The organism is Mycolicibacter senuensis, from assembly GCF_003284925.1.
GTDB classification, from domain to species: domain Bacteria; phylum Actinomycetota; class Actinomycetes; order Mycobacteriales; family Mycobacteriaceae; genus Mycobacterium; species Mycobacterium algericum_A.
Window position 1 is genome coordinate 57858 of sequence record NZ_QMEX01000004.1, and the last position, 16255, is coordinate 74112.

General features: G+C 67.9%; 15 protein-coding genes and 2 pseudogenes. 10 read left to right on the top strand and 7 right to left on the bottom strand.

What is annotated here, in order from left to right; translation table 11 throughout:
- Position 1 precedes the first annotated feature (1 nt).
- From DQP56_RS03020 to DQP56_RS03030, 3 genes and pseudogenes are all read right to left on the bottom strand, one after another.
- A complete protein-coding gene (locus DQP56_RS03020) occupies positions 2-856 on the bottom strand; it encodes an enoyl-CoA hydratase (RefSeq protein ID WP_112683524.1) in 855 nt (284 codons plus the stop codon).
- A 139-nt stretch (positions 857-995) separates the two neighbouring features.
- A pseudogene (locus tag DQP56_RS03025) lies at positions 996-1792 on the bottom strand (SDR family NAD(P)-dependent oxidoreductase).
- Positions 1793-1807: 15 nt separating this feature from the next.
- On the bottom strand, positions 1808-2569 hold the full coding sequence (locus tag DQP56_RS03030) for a crotonase/enoyl-CoA hydratase family protein (RefSeq protein ID WP_112683525.1): 762 nt from the start codon (positions 2567-2569) through the stop codon (positions 1808-1810).
- A gap of 167 nt (positions 2570-2736) precedes the next feature.
- On the opposite strand from DQP56_RS03030, the gene DQP56_RS03035 reads away from it, so the two are divergent.
- Positions 2737-3474, top strand: coding sequence for a TetR/AcrR family transcriptional regulator (locus DQP56_RS03035; RefSeq protein ID WP_112683526.1), 738 nt, complete (start codon positions 2737-2739; stop codon positions 3472-3474).
- A gap of 14 nt (positions 3475-3488) precedes the next feature.
- Here DQP56_RS03035 and DQP56_RS03040 read toward each other — a convergent pair whose 3' ends face one another.
- The 3 genes from DQP56_RS03040 to DQP56_RS03050 form a co-directional block, all read right to left on the bottom strand.
- On the bottom strand, positions 3489-4664 hold the full coding sequence (locus DQP56_RS03040; RefSeq protein ID WP_112683527.1) for a thiolase family protein: 1176 nt from the start codon (positions 4662-4664) through the stop codon (positions 3489-3491).
- A 74-nt stretch (positions 4665-4738) separates the two neighbouring features.
- Positions 4739-5614, bottom strand: coding sequence for an enoyl-CoA hydratase/isomerase family protein (locus DQP56_RS03045; RefSeq protein WP_112683528.1), 876 nt, complete (start codon positions 5612-5614; stop codon positions 4739-4741).
- Positions 5611-6297, bottom strand: coding sequence for a hotdog fold domain-containing protein (locus tag DQP56_RS03050; protein WP_112683529.1), 687 nt, complete (start codon positions 6295-6297; stop codon positions 5611-5613). Before DQP56_RS03050 ends, DQP56_RS03045 begins: the two co-directional genes overlap by 4 nt.
- A gap of 149 nt (positions 6298-6446) precedes the next feature.
- Between DQP56_RS03050 and DQP56_RS03055 the strand changes: the two genes are divergently transcribed.
- The 9 genes and pseudogenes from DQP56_RS03055 (at position 6447) to DQP56_RS03095 (ending at position 15588) form a co-directional block, all read left to right on the top strand.
- Complete coding sequence (locus tag DQP56_RS03055) at positions 6447-7226, top strand: enoyl-CoA hydratase/isomerase family protein (protein WP_234825481.1); 780 nt, start codon at positions 6447-6449, stop codon at positions 7224-7226.
- 16 nt (positions 7227-7242) lie between these two features.
- Positions 7243-8049 (top strand): enoyl-CoA hydratase/isomerase family protein, encoded by an 807-nt coding sequence (locus DQP56_RS03060; RefSeq protein ID WP_112683531.1) that lies wholly within the window; start codon positions 7243-7245, stop codon positions 8047-8049.
- Positions 8046-8837, top strand: a complete 792-nt coding sequence (locus DQP56_RS03065; RefSeq protein ID WP_435673813.1) for an enoyl-CoA hydratase/isomerase family protein — start codon at positions 8046-8048, stop codon at positions 8835-8837. The genes DQP56_RS03060 and DQP56_RS03065 overlap by 4 nt, the downstream gene beginning before the upstream one ends.
- The gene (locus DQP56_RS03070) at positions 8837-10294 is read left to right on the top strand and encodes a class I adenylate-forming enzyme family protein (protein ID WP_112683533.1); all 1458 of its coding nucleotides are present in this window, start codon (positions 8837-8839) and stop codon (positions 10292-10294) included. The genes DQP56_RS03065 and DQP56_RS03070 overlap by 1 nt, the downstream gene beginning before the upstream one ends.
- Entirely contained in the window at positions 10284-11792 is a 1509-nt protein-coding gene (locus DQP56_RS03075) for a class I adenylate-forming enzyme family protein (RefSeq protein WP_112683534.1), read from the top strand. Before DQP56_RS03070 ends, DQP56_RS03075 begins: the two co-directional genes overlap by 11 nt.
- Positions 11785-13338, top strand: a complete 1554-nt coding sequence (locus DQP56_RS03080) for a class I adenylate-forming enzyme family protein (protein ID WP_112683535.1) — start codon at positions 11785-11787, stop codon at positions 13336-13338. The genes DQP56_RS03075 and DQP56_RS03080 overlap by 8 nt, the downstream gene beginning before the upstream one ends.
- A gap of 91 nt (positions 13339-13429) precedes the next feature.
- Positions 13430-14835: pseudogene (locus DQP56_RS03085) on the top strand (HNH endonuclease signature motif containing protein).
- A gap of 73 nt (positions 14836-14908) precedes the next feature.
- Entirely contained in the window at positions 14909-15163 is a 255-nt protein-coding gene (locus DQP56_RS03090) for a type II toxin-antitoxin system Phd/YefM family antitoxin (RefSeq protein ID WP_041318694.1), read from the top strand.
- Entirely contained in the window at positions 15160-15588 is a 429-nt protein-coding gene (locus tag DQP56_RS03095) for a type II toxin-antitoxin system VapC family toxin (protein ID WP_013830331.1), read from the top strand. Before DQP56_RS03090 ends, DQP56_RS03095 begins: the two co-directional genes overlap by 4 nt.
- On the opposite strand, the gene DQP56_RS03100 is transcribed toward DQP56_RS03095, so the two are convergent.
- Entirely contained in the window at positions 15567-16253 is a 687-nt protein-coding gene (locus DQP56_RS03100; RefSeq protein ID WP_112683536.1) for a GntR family transcriptional regulator, read from the bottom strand. The genes DQP56_RS03095 and DQP56_RS03100 overlap by 22 nt on opposite strands.
- Positions 16254-16255 lie beyond the last annotated feature (2 nt).

Sequence of the window (16255 nt, forward strand, 5' to 3'; positions counted from 1 at the left end):
CTCAACCTTTCTCCGTGAGAGGAGGGAAGTCCCTGAGAGGAGGGAAGTTCGGCGGGCGTTTCTCGAAGAAACTCGTGATCCCCTCGATGAGGTCGGGCCGCTGCAGCGACTCGTACATCAGCGTCTCGGCGCGCGCGCTCACCGCCGCGACGTCGTCGAGCGCGTCGCGGTAGGCCTGCGCCTTGATCACTGCCAGCGACGCCGGCGAACAGTTGGCGGCGATGTCGGTGGCGTAGGCCATGGCGCGCTCCACCAGCTGTTCCGGCGCGACGACGTGGTTGACCAGGCCGAGTTCGCGGGCCTCCTCGGCGAGAAAGGTCCGGCCACTGAGCAGCAGATCCATCGCCGCCCCCAAGCCGGCCAGTCGAGGCAGGATCCAGGTGATCCCGTGTTCGGCGATCAGGCCGCGGCGGGTGAACGCGGTGGCGAACTTGGCTCCCGCAGCGGCGAATCGGACATCGCACATCAGGGCGTGGGTGAGCCCGATGCCGACGCAGGCGCCGTTGATCGCCGCGATAACGGGCTTGCGCAGTTCGGTCAGAAAATAGGCCGGACGGTCCCCGACCAGCTGGGCGACATCGGTCTGCGAGCTGTCGCCGTCGGCTTCGAGGCTGGTGGTGGGACCCAGGCTCGCGCCGGCACAGAACCCGCGGCCGGTGCCGGTCAGCACGATCGCCCGCACGTCCGGGTCCGCCTCGGCGCGGTCGATCGCCGCGTACAGGCCCGCTGCGGTGTCTGCGCCCCAGGAGTTGAGCCGCTGCGGCCGGTTGAAGGTGAGCACCGCGACACCGTCTCGCGCCTCGTAGAGAACCGCGGCGCCAGCGTCAACGAGCGTGCCGTCGTCGGCAGCGGCCATCGATCCCGCACCTCCGCACCTTGGGAATCATTCGGAATGATTCTTACTGTATACCTTTCGGTAGCGCATTCTGCAACCCACGTCCATCCCGACGAGGACTGGCATGTCAGCAGGTCAGAGCTGGATTCTGCCGCTTCGATCAGAGAAAATCCGAGCCGCCGTCGACGTTGACGTTGGCGCCGGTCATGTAGGAGTTGCGGCGCGAGGCCAAAAAGGCCGCCACCGCGCCCACTTCGTCCGGCAGGCCGGCCCGTGGCAGGTGCGCCGGATGACCGAAATGCTCGGTGATGGCGTCCATCAGCCGGTAGGGGTCATCACTGTCCACCCCGATCGAGCGGGCCCAGCCGGTCAGCGCCTCGGAGGCGACGCTGCCCGGGGAGACCACGTTGACCAGGATCTCATCGGGGGCCAGCAGCAGCGACAGGTTCTTCGAGACACTGTTGACCATCGCCTTGGCCGCGGTGTAGGCGGCCAGCACGGTGCTCTGGCGCTGCGTGGAATGCGCCGAGAAATTCACGATTCGGGCCCATTCGGCGTTGCGCAGCAACGGCAATGCCGCCCGCACGGTGTGCACCATCCCCATCACGCCTGGTCGATGGCCCGGCGCCACTGCTCGTCGGTGAGCTCGTCGAAGCTGCCCTGCACGTCTGGTCCGGCGGTGTTGATCAGGATGTTGAGTTCGCCGCCCCAACGCTCACTCAGCTCGGCGAAGACCTGCTCAATGCGCTGTTCGTCGCCGGCGTCGGCGACCAATCCGAGCGCGTCCGGGCTGCCGCGCCGGGTCAGATCGTCAGTCGCGCGCTCGAGGTCGGCGGCCGTGCGCGCCACGACAGCGACCCGTGCGCCGTCGTCGGCCAGGCAGCGCGCGGTGGCCAGCCCCATCCCGCGACCGCCGCCGACGACAACGGCGCGCGCGTCGCGCAAGCCCAGATCCACGGCTACCCGCCGGGGTCAGGCGCCGGTCCAGTTGGGGGCACGCTTCTCGGCGAACGCGATGGCACCTTCTTTGGCGTCCTTGGAGGCGAACACCGGCGCGATCAGCTCGCCCTGCTTGGCCCACATCTCGTCCTGGGACCACCCGGCGGCCTTCACCATGATCTCCTTGGTCACCGCCACCGCGAGTGGACCGTTCGCGGTGATCCGCTCGGCCAACTCGATCGCCCCGTTCAGTGCCTCACCCGGCTCGGTCAGCACGTTGACGAAGCCCCATTGCGCACCCTCGTCGGCGGTGAAACTCTCGCCGGTCAACGCCAGCTCGAGCGCCTTCTGATAGGGGATGCGGTGTGGCAACCGCAACAGCCCGCCGCCCGCGGCCACCAGGCCCCGTTTGACTTCCGGGATACCGAATTTCGCGCCCTTGGCCGCCACCACCAGGTCGGTGGCCAGCACCAGCTCGGTGCCGCCGGCCACCGCGTGACCCTCGACCGCGGAGATGATCGGCTTGCGCGGCGGGCGTTCGGTGAAGCCCAGCCCCCGACCCGGGACATACGCCAGTTCTCCGGCGGCAAATGCCTTGAGATCCATGCCCGCGCAGAAGTTTCCGCCCGCGCCGGTCAGCACCGCCACCGACAGTTCCGGGGTGTCGTCGAGCTCGTCGCAGGCGGCGGCCAGGCCTTCGGCCACCGCCTTGTTGGCCGCATTGCGGGCCTCCGGACGATTGATCGTGATGATGAGGGTTCGTCCACGACGTTCGCTGAGCACTGCTTCTGACACCGGCCACCCCTACACGCGTAGCGACAATTGATATCAAAATTCTTACCATATGCTTTACGGTAAGAGAAGCTCAATGCCCGGTAACTGCGGTCGGCACAGGTAAGTTTGACGGCTAGGTTTGACGGCGAAGAATCCGGCCGTGTCGACCAGAACTGGAGGTACCCGCAGTGGCAAAACAGCCTGTCGCCGAGAAGCGGCAGCGGCGCGAACGCGGATCCATCAATCCCGATGACATCATCGACGGCGCGTTCGAGCTCGCCGAACAGATCGGGGTCGACAACCTGAGCATGCCGTTGCTCGGCAAACACCTCGGTGTCGGGGTGACGAGTATCTACTGGTACTTCCGCAAAAAGGACGATCTGCTCAACGCGATGACCTCGCGGGCGCTGCGCCAGTACGTGTTCGCCACCCCGTACGTCCAGGCCAAGGATTGGCGCCAGACGTTAAGCAACCATGCCCACACCATGCGAACGACGTTCTTGGGCAACCCGATTCTGTGCGACCTCATCCTGATTCGGGCCGCGCTGAGCCCCAGAGCCGCGCAGCTCGGGGTTCAGGAGGTGGAGCGCGCCATCGCCGGCCTGGTGGAAGCCGGGCTCTCCCCGCAGGACGCTTTCGACATCTACTCGGCGATCTCGCTGCACATTCGCGGCTCGGTTGTGCTGCGGCGGCTCTACGAGAAGAACCAGGCGTCGGACGCCGAGGGCCCGTCGGACTTCGAGGAGGCGCTCGTCATCGACCCCGAGGCCACCCCGCTGCTGGCGCAGACCAAGCGGCAGGGTCATCGGATCGGTGCAGCCGATGACATCAACTTCGAATACGGGCTCAACTGCATCCTGGACCAGGCCGAGCGGTTGATCGAGCAGAACAGTAAGCCGGCGCGGCGTCGCACCGGCTCACCGTAAACCTCGGCGTCGTCTTAGACCTCGATAACCACGGCGCCGCCCTGGCCGCCGCCGGCACACATCGCGGCCACCCCGATGCCGCCACCGCGCCGGCGCAGCTCGTAGGCCAGGGTGGTCACCATCCGCGCGCCGGAGGCCGCGATCGGGTGACCAAGGCTGCAGCCGCTGCCGGAGAAGTTCACCAGCTCCTCGTCGAGGCCGTACTCGCGGCACGCCGCGATCGGCACCGAGGCAAACGCCTCGTTGATCTCCCACAGCGCGACGTCGCCGGGCTGCAGGCCCGCCCGCTGCAGCACCTTGCCGATCACCTTGACCGCGCCGAGGCCGGTGTCACGCGGGGCCACACCGGCGGACGCCCACGCCTTCACCGTGCCCATGACGTTGAGCCCCTGCGCTTTCGCGTAGCCGTCATCGACGAGGGCCACCGCGGCCGCGGCATCGTTGGTGCCGCTGCTGTTGCCCGCGGTGATCGTGAATCCCTCGATCTCGGGGTGCAGCACCTTCAGGCCGGCCAGCTTCTCCGCCGTGGTGTCGCGGCGGGGGTGCTCGTCCACGGTGAACTCGGTGACGGAGCCGTCGGGCAGTTGCACCTTCAGCGGCACGATCTCGTCGGCGAACTTGCCGGCGTCTATCGCGGCGATCGCCCGCTGATGTGAGCGGGCCGCCCACGCGTCCATCTCCTCGCGGCTGATGCCGACGGCTTGGGCGGTGTTCCAGCCCACCGTGATGGACATGTCGCGGGTGGGCGCATCCACGGTCTCCGGGTGGGTCGGCGGCATCCACGGCTCGGCGAAGCTGAGCTCCGGGCCCGGGATGCGCATCTTCATCACCGGCAGCATCGACAGGGTCTGCACGCCCCCGGCGATCAGCACCCGCTCCATCCCGGATCCGATCTGTGCGGCGGCGTTGCCGATGGCGGTCAGACTGCCCGCGCAGTGCCGGTTGACGGCCTGGCCGGGCACCGACTCCATCCCGCAGGCGGCGGCCGCGAAGCGCGCCATATCGCCACCGCCGTAGTGGGACTCGGCGAAGATCATGTCGTCGATATCCGCGACCGGGATACCGGCCCGGCGGATCACCTCGGGCACGACCGTGGTGATCAGCGTCTCCGCGGAGGTGTTGGCCAGTGTTCCCTTGAATGAGCGTCCGATGGCTGTGCGAACGGCGCCGACGATGACAGGTGTGGACATTCTTCGAACCTTACATTGTTGATTGTTTCTGTAAAGCTACCGGTTTGCGGCGGCAGGCGCCGCCCGGGGCCGGATCACGGTTCCGGCACGTGGAAATGCTCATCACGCAGCCGGAACGCCTCCCTGGTGCCGTGCAGCGCGCGGGTCTTGACGAAGTTGAACTCGCCCGGTCCGAACTGCAGGTTGGTGCCATAGGCGTGGAACAGGTAGCTGGCCACCTCTTCGCCTTGGTAGGCCTGGCTCTGCTCGACCAGCCGGAAGGCCTCCTTGGCGATCACCACGCCGTCGGCGGGCATCTTGGCCGCCTTCTGCGCCCAATAGCGTGCCCGCGCCGAAACCGCCGAGGGGTCACAGGTCTCGGTGAAGACGCCGAGGTGCTCGACCGCGCCCGCTTCGATGATGTCCCCGGTCAACAGCAGTCGCCGCGCCAGCACCGGACCCAGGCGATGGAAGAACATGTGCAGGCTGCCCAGCGCGGGCCCCAGGAAGCGGGTGGCGGGCATGCCGATCTTGGTGTCGCGCCCAATCACCGAGATGTCGGTCATCAGCGCCATCTCGAAACCGCCCCCCAGCGCGTACCCGCTGATCTCGCCGACGGTGACCTTCGGAAAGCCCATCAGGTTGTGGTAGAAGCCGAACGAGCGGCGGTCCACGGCGAGACGGCGACGTTGGCTCGGCCGACTCTTGGCCGGCGGCTGCTCGCCCCGCTCGCCGTACCAGCCGTAGGCGTTGTTCATGTCGGCTCCCGTACTGAACACGCCGTCGGCACCTCGGAGCAGCACCACGACGACGTCATCGTCGTCGGCCACCCGGTCCAGGAAGCGGGCGATCGCATCCCGCATCGCGGGATCGTAGGAGTTGCGCCGGCCGGGGTTGTTCAGCGTGATGGTGGCGATCCGCCCGTCGGGGTCGACGTCGAAGAGCACCCGGTCGTCGGTGCCGTCGCTCATCGCTGCGTCTCCTTGCCCGGCCGCCTGCGACCGAATCGATTGGCGCTCACCTGCTCCGGCGGCATCGCCGCGGTGGACACCTCGCCGGTGCACAGCAGGTCGCCGCCATGGCTCAGTCGCGCGGTGGACGTGATCCCGCGCTCGGTCTCGGCTCGTGTGATGTCGAATTCCAACTCGGTGAGGATGGGCGTCGGGCGGCGGTAGGTGACCAGCAATGAGCGGGTGCGGCCGGCCAGCCCCGCCGCGCAGCTCTGGTGCTGGGTGACGCAGTCGAAGAACACCCCCAGAAACCCGCCGTGCACCAGCCCCGGGGGCCCTTCGTAGGCCAGCGGGAAAGTGACGCGTCCCGACGCCGTGTCGCTGTCGAGCAGGTCGAACCGATACTCCGGGAAGCAGGGGTTGAACGCCCCGACGTCGAAGGCGTGGTTGAGGTAGACCCGGCCGCTGTCATCGGATTCGAGGCGGGGCGTCGCCTCCGCCCGGGAGACCGCGCCCAGCTGTCGCTCCCAGTCGGCGAATCGCGCCAGCATGTCGTCGACCACCGGGTGCGGATGCTCCAGCGCCAGCAGCAGCCCGGTCAGCCGCCGCAGGGCGCCGGCCGCCGCCACGGTCTGCTGCAGCGGCTGTTCGCCGAAACGGCTGCTACCGGCCGAAGCCACTGAGCTGCCCGAGCCGTCGGTCATGAGGCCCTTCCCGGTCGAATCCGCGGCGAAACGCGCCAATCGTATAGCATACTGTAGCTCTCACGATATGGTGTCGAAAGGCGGGCAGCACAGTGGCCGACTCTCCCGATTCCGGGTCTAGTCCCGCGGACTCCCCGGTTGATGGCTCGGTGACGGTGCTGCGCGACGGCGCACTGCTGCGACTGACGCTGGTCCGCCCTGATCGCCGGAACGCGCTGAGTCCACCGATGACCGAAGCGCTGATCAGCGCCCTGACCGAGGCGGCGCACGACGATACGCTGCGGGCCGTCCACATCCGGGGTTCCGGCGAGGATTTCTCCGCGGGCTCCGACTGGGTCGCCACCAACGCGGACGACCGGCGACCCCGCACCGGCGATCTGGTCCGGCGTATCCCGCACGCCGCCCACCGGGTCATCGAACTGGTGCACACCATCCAGTTGCCGGTGGTGTGCACCGTGCGGGGCTGGGCGGTCGGTTTGGGCTGCAATCTGGCGCTGGCCGCCGACTTCACCATCGCCGCCTCCGACGCCGTCTTCTGGGAGCCGTTCCTGGCCCGCGGCTTCAGCCCCGACTCCGGAGCCACCTGGCTGCTGCCACGACTGGTCGGGCTGGCCCGGGCCAAGCGCATGCTGCTGCTCGGCGAGCAGGTGAACGGCGCCAGCGCCGAAGACTGGGGCCTGATCCATCAGGCCGTCGCGCCCAACGACGTCGACGCGGCGGCCGACGAGCTGTTGGGCAGGTTGGCCGACGGACCCACCGTCGCCATCGGCCTGACCAAGCAGGCGCTGCATTACGGCCAGCACGCAACGTTGCCCCAATCTATGACCCAGGAGCTTTTCAACCTCGAACTGAGCTGCCGCACCATGGATTTCAAAGAAGGACTGGCCGCGTTTTCGCAGCGGCGCCCGCCGGGATTCACCGGACGCTGAGGAGAAGGGACCGGTCATGCCGACATTCGACACCATCACCTACGAACGCGAGGACCATACCGCGACGATCACCCTGAATCGTCCCGAGGCACTCAACGCACTGAGCCCGCATATGGTCACCGAACTGCGGGCCGCCTACGCCGAGGCCGAGAACGACGAGCGGGTGTGGTTGCTGATCGTGACCGGAACCGGGCGGGCGTTCTGCACCGGCGCCGATGTGAAGGCGATCCCCGGCGACGGGAAGGTGATCAACGAACGGCCTTACCTGTCGACCTACGAGCAGTGGGAGGCCCCGCAGGAGGGGACGCCGCCGTTCCGGACCATGGCCAAACCGGTCCTGGCCGCGATCAACGGAATCTGTTGCGGCGCGGGGCTTGACTGGGTGACCACCGGAGACATCGTCATCGCCTCGGAGCGTGCCACGTTCTTCGACCCGCACGTCTCGATCGGCCTGGTCGCCGGCCGCGAGGTGGTGCGGTTGGCCCGGGTACTGCCCCGCTCGGTCGCACTGCGTATGGCGATGATGGGCAAACACGAACGGATGGACGCCCAGCGGGCCTACGACCTCGGCATGATCAGCGAGGTGGTGGAGCACGACCGGTTGCTGGAACGCGCCCACGAGATCGCCGGCATCCTCAACTCCAATGCGCCGCTGGCGGTGCGCGGGACTCGGCTGGCGATCCTCAAAGGCCTCGACCTGCCGCTGCACGAAGCCGAAATGCTCGCCGAGGCCTTCCGGGAACGCAACCTGCACACCCAGGATTCACTGGAGGGGCCCAAGGCGTTCGTGGAGAAGCGGGCACCGGAATGGCAGTGCCGATGAAGCCGCCGAGTTTCGAGACGATCCTGCTCGATGTCGACCGAGCCGACCGGGTCGCCACCATCACGCTGAACCGCCCGGATCGGCTCAATGCATTCAACCGCACGATGTGCGAGGAGATGGCTGCGGCATGGCGCATCGTCAAACTCGACGATGATGTCAACGCCGTCGTGTTGCGAGCCGCCGGCGACCGGGCCTTCAGTGCCGGTTTGGACATCAAGTCCTCCTACGGGCAGCCCGACAACGTCTGGAATCACGAGGATCCCGGCGAGCTGCTCAGCCCGAAGTGGCAGAAGATGTTCAAGCCGGTGGTCTGCGCGGTGCAGGGCATGTGCACCGCGGGCGCCTTCTACTTCGTCAATGAAGCCGACGTGGTGATCTGCTCGACCGAAGCGACGTTCTTCGACTCGCACGTCTCGGCCGGGCTGGTCAGTGCACTCGAACCGATCGGGCTGATGCGCCGCATCGGGTTGGGCGAGACTCTGCGGGTCGCGCTGATGGGCAACGACGAACGCATCGGCGCCGACACCGCGCTGCGTATCGGCCTGGTGTCGGAAGTCGTGGCGCCCGAACAGCTCTGGGCCCGCACACACGAGATCGCGGCCGCCATCGCGGCCAAGCCTCCGTCGGCGACCCAGGGCACGGTGAAGGCGATCTGGGAATCGCTGGACAAACCCTACCGCGCCGCCCTGGACCAGGGCCTGATCTACACCCGGCTGGGAAATCCAATCGGCAAAGCCGAACTCGACGCCCAACCACCCCGCCCTGCCACCCAGCCCCGGATCCGCTGATGGCGCACCCGCTCACCGAACGGATCGCCGCGGTGCTCGAGCTGCAGCCCGACGCGCGCGCGTTCGAGCACGCCGGCCAGTGGTTCTCCTGGTCGCAGCTCGGCAACGCGGCGCGCGGTATCGCCGAGTTGACCACCGCCGGCACCCGCGTCGGGATCCTGCTGCGCAACCGTCCCCCGCAGCTGGCCGCGCTGCTCGGGGTGCTGTTGGGCGGAGGCTGCGTGGTGGTGATCAACCCGTCGCGCGGTGATGACCGCACCCGGGCGGACATCGCCGCGCTCGAACTGCCGGTGGTCATCGGCGAACCCGACGATCTGGCCGCCCTGGTCACGCCGACACCGAACACCACGCTGGTGTCGATCGCCGACCTCGCCGCCGAACCAGTGTTGACCCATGCCACCGAACCCGCCTCCGACACCGCCCGCCCCGGCGTGGCGGTGTGGATGCTGACCAGCGGGACCACCGGCCCACCGAAACGCATCGACCTGACCTACGACATGCTGGCGCACAGCGTGATCGGCCCCGGCCCGGCGCCCATCGAGTTGCGCAGCAGTGTCGCGATCGTCAACTCACCGCTGGTACACATCGGTGGAGTGTTCCGGATCCTGCAGTGTGTCGCCGAGGCGCGCTCCTTCGTGCTGCTGGACCGCTTCGAGCTGAACGGCTGGGCCGCGGCGGTGCGGAAGTATCGGCCGCGGGCGGTGTCGCTGGTGCCGGCCGCGTTGCGGATGGTGCTGCACTCGGACCTGACCCGCGAGGACTTGTCCAGTATCCGCGCCGTCACCTCGGGCACCGCGCCGCTGTCGGCCGACGACTCCGACGCCTTCACCGCCAAATTCGGCATCCCGGTGCTCACCTCCTATGCGGCAACCGAATTCGGCGGCGGTGTCGCCGGCTGGTCACTGGGCGACTACCAGCAGTTCTGGCGGGACAAGCGCGGCAGCGTGGGACGGGCCAGCCAGGGCGCACAACTGCGGGTGGTCGGTGACGACGGGTCCCCGCTCGGTCCCGATGAGCCCGGACTGCTGGAGGTCAAGCCGGGCCAACTCGGGCCGGACGCGGACTGGATGCGTACCACCGACCTGGCCCGCATCGACGCCGACGGATTCCTGTGGATCCTCGGCCGGGCGGATCAGGCCATCATCCGCGGTGGCTTCAAGGTGATGCCCGACGATGTGCGGGTCGCGTTGGAGACCCATCCGGCGGTGAAGGGCGCCGCCGTGGTGGGATGCAGCGACGATCGCCTCGGTCAGACGCCGGTGGCCGCGGTCGAGCTGCACACCGGCGCCGTCACCGATGCCGAGACACTGGCCGATTTCCTGAGCACTCGGCTCGCCCGCTACGAGATCCCCACCGACATCACGATCGTCGAGGCGCTGCCGCGGACCCCGTCGGGCAAGGCCGACCTCAATGCGGTGCGGGAGCTGATCGGCTCACAGGGACGGCATGTCCACTGATGCCCTACCGGGAATCCTGCGTGCCCAAGCTCATTCGCGCGGGTCTCATCCGCTGCTGATCTGCGACACCGAACGGATCACCTACCGCGACGCCGAGCGGCGTTCCGCTCAGCTGGCCGCCCGACTGCTCGCGCTCGGGGTCGGCAGGGGCAGCCACGTCGGCCTGCTGTACCCCAACGGCGTGGCCTTCCTGCTGGGTATGCTGGCCGCCGCTCGTATCGGAGCGGTGGTGGTCCCCTTACCCACCTTCGCCACCGCCTCGGAGCTGCGCCGCCAACTGGCCCACAGCGATGTACAGATCCTGCTGGCCGGCCAGTCCTACCGGTCTCATGACTACCGGCAGCGACTCACCGAGGCGCTGGACGTCGAGCTCGACTGTGGTGAGCCGGTATTCAGCGTCCATGCCCCGCAGCTGCGCCGGGTGGTCTTCGATGCCGATGCCGACGGCGAGACGCCGGAATTCCTGGAAGCCTTGGAGGCCGATGTCGACGGCAGCGATCCGCTGTGCATCATCTACACCTCCGGATCCTCCGGGGCTCCCAAAGGCGTGATCCATACCCACGCCGGCCTGTTGGGACATCAGCGCAATCTGAACGACATCCGCCGACTGACCGCCGCCGACATCCTGTTCTGCAACTCGCCGTTCTTCTGGATCGGGGGGTTCGCCTTCGCGCTGCTGGCCAGCCTGCTGGCAGGATCGACGCTGCTGTGCTCCAACGCCACCGACCCGGGCGCCACGCTGGACCTGATCGAGGCCGAAAAGCCCACGATAACCAATGGTTTCGTCAGCGGAATAGCGGCTCTGGCGCGTCACCCGAGCCTGGCCCGCCGTGATCTGTCCACGCTGCGCCGCGGCAACCTGTATCCGCTGATGGCCCCCGACGCGCGTCCCGCCGATCCCCAGTTGCGACACCAGATGTTGGGTATGACCGAGACCGGTGGCCCGGTGCTGCTCAGTGCGGACGTCACCGACCAGCCGGAGCATCGGCGCGGCAGTTTCGGCCGGCCCGCACCCGGATTCGAGTGCCGAATCCGCGACGGCGAACTGCTGGTGCGCGGACGCCACCTGATGCAGCGCTATCACAAGCGCAGCCGCGAGGAGTGTTTCGACGCCGACGGCTGGTTTGCCACCGGGGACCTGGTGCGCACCGACGCCGACGGCTTCTACTACTACCAGGGCCGGCGTGACGCGCTGATCAAGACCGCCGGTGTGAATGTCTCACCGGTCGAGGTGGAACGCGCCCTCGCCAAGGTGACCGGCGGGGCCGTGGCCCACGTGGTCGGCCTTCCCGACGCCGATCGCGGACAGCTGGTGGCGGCCGTCGTCGTGGCGCAGGACGCCGACCTGGATCTGGCATCGCTGCCGGAGCTTCTCAAGCCGGAGCTGTCGGCCTACAAGATTCCGCGCCGCTTTGCCGCGATCCCGGCCGCCGAGCTGCCATTGCTGACCAGTGGCAAAGTCGATCGGCGCCGGCTGGTGGAGGTCTTCGATGCCTGAGGCCACGACCATCGACGCCGTGGTCCGATCTCGTGCCGGTTCGCATCCCGACAAGCCAGCAGTGATCGATCCGGGCACCCGGGTCGGTTACGCCGAACTCGACACAGCGTCTCGTGAGCTGGCGGCGGTCTTCGTGCAGGCCGGTGTCGGCAAGGGGTCCCGGGTGGGGCTGCTCATGCCCAACGGCGTGGAATGGGTGCGCACGGCGATCGCCTTGACCCGCATCGGCGCGGTGCTGGTGCCGCTGAGCACCCTGTTGACCCCGCCGGAACTGGTCGCGCAGCTTCGCGTCGCGGCGGTGCAATTTCTGGTGAGCGTCGACGAATTCCGTGGCCGCCGCTACCTCGACGGGCTGGAAACGCAGACTGCTGACCTTCCCGCGCTGCAACAGATTTGGGATGCCGAACAGTTGGCTTCCGCCGCCGCCGGTGCCGGATCCGCCCGGGTCGTCGACGCGCTCGCCGCGTCCGTCACGCCCTCCGACCCGCTGGTGATCATGTTCACCTCCGGCAGCAGCGGCCCGCCGAAAGGGGTGCTGCACTCGCACGGCAGCGCACTGGGGGCCGTCCGGGCCGGTCTGGCCGCCCGCCGCATCCACGCCGGCACCCGGCTGTACCTGCCGATGCCGTTCTTCTGGGTCGGCGGCTTCGGCGGCGGCGTGTTATCGGCGCTGCTGGCGGGCGCGACGTTGGTCACCGAGCAGATCCCGAAACCCGAGACAACCCTGAAACTGCTGGAATCCGAACGCGTCACGTTGTTTCGCGGCTGGCCCGACCAAGCCGAGACACTGGCGCGCCATCGCGGCGACGCCGACCTGTCGGCGCTGCAACCCGGCAGCCTGGAAGCACTGCTGCCGCCGCAGTTGCGCGCCCAGCCCGGCGCACGCGCCAACCTGTTCGGGATGACCGAATCGTTCGGACCGTACTGCGGCTATCCCGCCGACACCGACATGCCCCGGTCCGCCTGGGGCAGCTGCGGAAAACCGTTCGCCGGCATGGAGGTTCGGATCGTCGACACCGACACCGGCGAGCAAGTACCGGCCGGGACGGTGGGCATGATCCAGCTGCGCGGGCCACACATGCTGCGCGGCATCTGCCGCCGCAGCCGCGAGCAGACCTTCACCGCCGACGGCTTCTACCCCACCGGTGACCTGGGACGCCTTGATGACGACGGGTTCCTGTTCTACCACGGCCGATCCGACGACATGTTCAAGGTCAGCGGCGCCACCGTGTATCCCAGCGAGGTCGAGAAGGCACTGCGGGCCATCGACGGTGTATCGGCGGCATTTGTGACGAATGTGCCGGACGGCGTCCGGGATCGGGTGGGGGCGGTGGTGGTGTGCGACGCATTGACGGTGGGTCAGTTGCGGGATCGGGCTCGAACGCTGTTGAGCCCGTTCAAAATACCGACAGTGTGGCTGCTGGCGGATTCCGACGGGTCCGTGCCCCGCGGGCCAACCGGCAAGGTAAACGTTCGGGAACTCCGGATGATGCTGACGGGCGTCACTGAGGCGCCATTGGGAAATGCTCCTCCGGCTGCCCAGTAGGGGTTTTGGCCGCCATCCACAGTTGTCGTATTCATCCACAGCCTGCACAATCCAACGCTTGATTCGCACAATTGTTCGATACCGTGGTGTCATGTCCGCCGCCGACCAGTACCTGCTGCCCGCCGATGCCGCGCGTGCACAGCTTCTTGCCGACCTGGACGTCATAGACCAAGCCCAGCAACGTATGCGCGATACCACCACCGACCTGGTCGGTACCGCATTCCGCATCGAGGTCGCCGAACGCCTGGAAACCCAGCACCGCGTCAACCGCGGCCTGTCGTACCGCATGTTCGGTGAGATCGCCGATCCCATCGATGATTTGGGCAGCCCCGATGTACCCCCCGGTGTACGCGCTCGCGATTTGCTGCGGCGGCGGCTACGGCTGACCCGCGGCGAGGTGACCCGCCGCTTCCGGCTGGCTGCCCGAATCCTGCCCCGCCGTCGGCTCACAGGCCCCGCCCTGCCTCCGGCGCTGCCCGAGCTCGCCGCCGCAGTCGAAGCCGGCCACCTCGGCGAGGACCACATCGCCACCGTCACCCGAGCCCTCGACCAGCTGCCCTCCAAGGCAACCCCGCCGACCAGGAACAAGCCGAACACCTCCTGGTCGCCAATGCTCGCGAACAGGATGCCCCGTTCGTGGCGGCCGTCGGGCGCGCCATCGCCGACACCATCGCCGAACGCACCGGCCAATACTGCGACACCGACCGCGCACGACGCCGCTCGCTCACACTGGGACCCCAACAACTCGACGGTATGAGCCGTCTGACCGGCTACATCGACCCGGCCGCCCGCGCCTACCTCGAACCCATCATCGCCGCCGTGCGACCCGGCCACCACCAACCCGACGAGTCTGAAGGCGGCACAACGCAGCCGGATCTACGTGACGAGGGCCAGCGCGCCCACGACGCACTCAAAGTCGCGCTGCGTCACGCGATCGAATCCGAGAAGCTCGGCACCCACCGCGGCATACCGGTGACCGTCATCGTCACCACGACCCTGGACCAGATCAACCAGGCAGCCCACGCCATCGTCGATCCCACCGTCGCCATGCCCGCCCCGGCACGCACCGGCGGCGGCAGCCGGCTGCCTATGCGGGATCTGATCCAAATGGCGGCCGGTTCGATTCATTACCTGGCGGTCTTCGACGACCACAGCAAGCGTCCGCTGTACCTGGGTCGCAGTAAACGCATCGCCACCACCGATCATCGCATCATCTGCCACGCCAGAGACCGCGGCTGTACCAGGCCCGGATGTACCCAGCCCGGCTACCGCTGCGAGGTTCATCATTGCCCGGGCTGGGCGATGGGCGGGCGCAGCAACCCCGACCAACTCTGGTTCGCCTGCCCGTTCGACCACAGTGCCGAAACCCGCGGCCACTACACCACCGCCGCCGTCGATGGCCGCCTGGGCTGGACCGACGGCACCACCTCGCTTCAGGTCAACCGTGCCCACCATCCCGAGGAATTGCTGGCCGACCCCGACCCTCCCCCGACGTAATGACGCGGGGGGAGTTGGCCATTTTGTGGCTATAATTTGATCTGAATATATGGCTATATCTAGTGGGGTCGGCATGGAGATCGGTGTTCGCGAGCTGCGCGACCAACTGAGCCGGCACCTGGCCGAGGTGCGGCAAGGAAGGACCGTGACCGTCACAGATCACGGGCGTCCAATCGCGCGGATCGTCCCGGTGGCGCGACCGACGAAGCTGGAGCAACTCCGTGCGGAGGGCCGTGTCCAGGGCGCCCGCAATCGCAAACGCCCTGCGCCCGAACCGCTGGCTACCGGTAGCACTGTCAGCGACCTGATTAGCGAGCAGCGCCGGTGATCGGCTACCTCGGCACAGCGGCGTTCGTGCCGTTGTTGATCGAGGAGCAGACCAGCGCGGCATGCCGACGATTCTGGGACGACGCCGACGTGGTCGTCTCATCGAGGCTGCTGTACGTCGAGACGGCGGCTGCACTTGCCCAGGCGTATCGGATGGGCCGGATGACCCAGGGGCAGCATCGACAAAGCCGTCGGCGGCTCGACGAAATGTGGCTGGAGATCGACATCGTGGAAGCGGACGACCAGGTCATCAACCGGGCCGCGGACCTCGCGTACCGACTGTCCCTGCGAGGCTACGACGCGGTGCACTGCGCATCGGCCGCTCAACTCGCCGACGACATGCTGGTCGCGGCATCCGGTGACCGGGGCCTGCTGGCGGCATGGTCGCAACTGGGCTTGGCGACCTACGACACCCGCCCGTCCTGATCCACCACCCCGTGCTCCACCAGGTGATCGATCAGCGGCGCCGCGCCGGCGGCCAGATGCTCGGCCATCGCGGTGCGGGCCAGATCCTCGTCGCGCTTGGCTAGCGCCGCCAGCACGGCGCGGTGGTGTTTGGTCGATTCGGCCGGCCAGCCCGACACGGTGGGAAACACCGATTCCGGTGCGTAGCGGGTGATCTGGTACATCAGCTGAGCGAGCTTGGGCGAATCGGCGGCGACATTGATGGCGCGATGGAACTCGTGATTGAGCCGCACCGCCCGTTCTTCGTCATCGGCGGTGTAGGCCGCTTCGAGCTGGTGCTGGATCTCGTCGAGTTCGCGCAGCTGGTCGTCGGTGATGTTGGCCGCCGCCCGCGCGGCGAGCTCGCCGCCGATGTGCGCCTGGACGTCGGAGACGTCGGTGATATCGCGCCGCGTCACCGGGAGCACGACGAATCCGCGATGCGGCTGCTGGTCGAGCAGCCCCTCGGCGCGCAGGCCGAACAGCGCCTCGCGCACCGGGGTCACGCTGACGCCCAGCTCGGCTGCCAGCTGGTCCAGCCGCACGTACTGCCCAGCTGCATAGTCCCCGTTGAAGATTCGCTTGCGCACGAAGCGGGCCACGTCCTCGGAGAGCTGTGACCGCACCGGGAAGTCGGGGGCGCCCACGT